The organism is Nocardioides pelophilus, assembly GCF_014180685.1.
GTDB classification, from domain to species: domain Bacteria; phylum Actinomycetota; class Actinomycetes; order Propionibacteriales; family Nocardioidaceae; genus Nocardioides; species Nocardioides pelophilus.
In genome coordinates this window covers 1-2197 of record NZ_JACEHF010000283.1, presented here as the reverse complement: position 1 = coordinate 2197, position 2197 = coordinate 1, and the positions used below count along the sequence as shown (strand labels likewise).

General features: G+C 67.0%; 2 protein-coding genes and 3 tRNA genes. 3 read left to right on the top strand and 2 right to left on the bottom strand.

The genetic code is table 11. The features are described from left to right. Positions 1-141 precede the first annotated feature (141 nt). A complete protein-coding gene (locus H0488_RS22945) occupies positions 142-963 on the bottom strand; it encodes an aminotransferase class IV (RefSeq protein WP_183101490.1) in 822 nt (273 codons plus the stop codon). Between the two features lie 107 nt (positions 964-1070). On the opposite strand from H0488_RS22945, the gene H0488_RS22940 reads away from it, so the two are divergent. From H0488_RS22940 to H0488_RS22930, 3 genes are all read left to right on the top strand, one after another. Beyond that, positions 1071-1143, top strand: a tRNA-Gly gene (locus H0488_RS22940). 26 nt (positions 1144-1169) lie between these two features. After that, positions 1170-1243, top strand: a tRNA-Cys gene (locus H0488_RS22935). A 13-nt stretch (positions 1244-1256) separates the two neighbouring features. Next, a tRNA-Val gene (locus tag H0488_RS22930) sits at positions 1257-1331 on the top strand. An 89-nt stretch (positions 1332-1420) separates the two neighbouring features. Here H0488_RS22930 and H0488_RS22925 read toward each other — a convergent pair. Continuing rightward, complete coding sequence (locus H0488_RS22925) at positions 1421-1795, bottom strand: hypothetical protein (RefSeq protein WP_183101489.1); 375 nt, start codon at positions 1793-1795, stop codon at positions 1421-1423. Positions 1796-2197 lie beyond the last annotated feature (402 nt).

Genomic DNA, 2197 nt, shown 5'->3' with positions numbered 1-2197 from the left:
TGAGGTGCGAGCGAAGCGAGCCCCCGGCCGCTGGTTGAGGTGCGAGCGAAGCGAGCCCCCGGCCGCTGGTTGAGGTGCGAGCGAAGCGAGCCCCCGGCCGCTGGTTGAGGTGCGAGCGAAGCGAGCCTCGAAACCAAGGCATCACCGTCCCAGCAGCTCGGGCTCCCGCTCGCGCCACACCGCCATCGCCTTGCGGGTGACCGGCCCGGGCGCGGCCAGCTCGCGATCGTCCCAGCGGGTCACGCCCTGGACGTCGCGGGTGGTGGAGACCAGGAAGATCTCGTCGGCGGTCGCCGCGACCTCGATGGGTTCATCGACCTCGATGCCCCCGAACCAGTCCAGGACCAGCCGCCGGGTGACTCCGGCGAGGCAGCCACTGGCCAGCGTCGGCGTACGCACCTCGCCGTCGACGACGTAGAAGACGTTGCTGCCGGTGCCCTCGCACAGGTGGCCTTGGAGGTTGGCGAACACCGCCTCGGTCGCGCCCTTCTCCTGGGCGGCGGCGAGGGCGACGACGTTCTCCGCGTACGACGTGGTCTTCATGCCGGCCAGCGCCGCCCGCTCGTTGCGCGGCCACGGCACGGTGATGACCGTGGTCGTCTCCGGGTTGGCGTTCATCGGGCCCGCCGCCACGATCACCGTAGGCTCGCTACTCCCCCGGCCCGACCCCATCGGCGCCGGCCCCGCGGTGACCGTGATCCGCAGTCGGCCGAGCGGCAGCGGGTCGCCGTCGAGCACAGCGGCGACGCCGCGGCGTACGACGTCGGTGTCGACGCCCTCGAGCCCCAGCCCCGCCGCCGACTGCTCCAGCCGGTCGAGGTGCAGGCCGAGCGCGAACGGTTGGCCGTCGACGACCTTGATCGCCTCGAACACCGCATCGCCGACCGTGAGGCCGTGATCAGTGACGGGTACGGCGGGGGCATTGGGGTCCGCGAGCAACGCTCCGTTGATCCACACACGCATGCGACTCACCCTACGGACGGGCCGGTTTTGGTGCTCCCGAGGCGATCGGCTACTGTTCTCACGCGCACCAGCCGCACCGGGGAAACTCGGCGCGGAGGGGGTTGCAGGCGGACGTAGCTCAGTTGGTAGAGCGCAACCTTGCCAAGGTTGAGGTCGCGAGTTCGAGCCTCGTCGTCCGCTCGGAGAGGTCAGACCCAGGCCTCCACGGTGGGTTGGCCGAGAGGCGAGGCAACGGACTGCAAATCCGTGTACACGGGTTCAAATCCCGTACCCACCTCCATAACTCCAGACCCGGGCGATTGGCGCAGCGGTAGCGCGCTTCCTTGACACGGAAGAGGTCACTGGTTCAAACCCAGTATCGCCCACCAGTACATGTGGCCCCTGACCTGCGGAAACGCGGATCGGGGGCCTTTGTCATGTGGCGTCGTGCCAGATCCGTGCCAGATCGCAGAGGTTCTCAGGATCTGGACTCGTCGCTTGGCTCGTCACGCTGGCTGATGCGTAGGTCCGTGAGGATCCCGTAGATGTAGGACGGGCCCTGCAGGTCCTGTAACTCCCCAGGCCCCGTCACCGGCATACGTTCCAATGCCTTGTCGAAGTCGCTTCTCGGGATCAACCGGTTCGTGTTGTTCAAGTCGATCGCCCGCTGGGTCGCCTCGTAGCTGAAACGCTGGCCCGACTTGGTGAAGAACTCTTGCCCAGCGTGGTTGTGAATGCGACGCCAGATCGCGTCAGCATCGGTTCGCGGCTCAGGCGCGACGTAGGGGCGGTACTCCCCCGCCTTGACCCACTCGTTGCGGCACTTGCGGCACCTGTAGGCGGTCTTGTCCACGTACCCCCAGTCCGGCGTCCCAGGATTCTCACGAGCCTGGTCAAGGTCGCCGTAGGCCCACCCATCGATGGGTGTCTCGTCCAGGTCGGTCGAGGCACACCTGGGACAGGATGCTCTCGGGCTTCTTGTTCCACGCCAGCCACACTCCGTGCACAGCAGTGGGATGTCAGCTGACTTGGGCGCGCCTGGATCGCGGATCAACTCCTCGCTCCCACAAGAGCCACACACGATGTCCACGAGTAGTTGCCCCTCAGTCCACTCTCACCACAGGTACCGGGGTCTGCTGCACGGATAGGTGACATCTGATCTGCGTCGATGTGTGTCGGCGCTGGAAGGATGTGCACCGTGCCGAAGCCGTTCCCCAAGGAGTTCCGCGAGGACGTGATCCGGGTCTACCGCGAT

Bases quoted from the DNA above. Each gene is read 5' to 3' on its own strand.
- H0488_RS22945 (WP_183101490.1), bottom strand. From the start codon at position 963: ATGCGTGTGTGGATCAACGGAGCGTTGCTCGCGGACCCCAATGCCCCC.